This window comes from Roseibium sp. RKSG952, from assembly GCF_009711355.1.
This window is the reverse complement of sequence record NZ_SMMF01000327.1, coordinates 1-613: the sequence shown is the minus strand read 5'-3', so window position 1 is coordinate 613 and position 613 is coordinate 1. Positions and strand designations below refer to the sequence as shown.

Annotated in this window: 1 protein-coding gene; it reads right to left on the bottom strand. The window is 51.7% G+C overall.

The window, feature by feature from the left end; translation table 11 throughout:
- Window positions 1–166 precede the first annotated feature (166 nt).
- Window positions 167–613 (bottom strand): calcium-binding protein (locus tag E1297_RS48870; protein WP_368669423.1); only part of this gene is annotated, 447 nt, incomplete at its 5' end.

Below are 613 nucleotides of genomic sequence, written 5' to 3'. Positions count from 1 at the left end.
GTGCCAGGTACCGCGAATGGCGGCTTTCTTTTCGCATTGCTGCCGCTCCTGCCTCTCAAAAAGTATAGTTTTTGAGTGGCATCGCACTTTTCTGTAGGCTTCGGAGAATGGGAATAAAAAAGGAGAGGCAAAGCCCCTCCTTTTCCATAACACACTGGATTGCAGATCAAATGAAGGCGAAGTCGTCTTCATGCAGGTCTGAAACGGCTACGCCCTGCAGGGTGACACTGGTATCGATATCAATCATAATCACCGTGTCCGATCCGTCATCGGCAGCAAGAAGTATTAAGGCGTCGAAATCGGTCACTACAGACGTGTCGATCTGAAGAACATCCTCCGATTCTGAACCGGCTGCGAAGTCGGTAATTATGTCATGACCGTCAAGGGCTAGATCCAAAACATAGGTGTCATCTCCAGCACCACCGGCGATAATATCGTCTCCGGTACCGGCCTGGATTAAATCATCCCCACCGTTGCCTTCGATCACGTCATCGCCGATCCCGCCTGTCAGGGTTTCGCCGACGTCGCTTCCCGTAAGTTCCATATCGGACGTCTCGAATTGGGTGATGTTTACCAAACCTGTCGCCTCATGCACGGTTCCATCGGGTCCGAC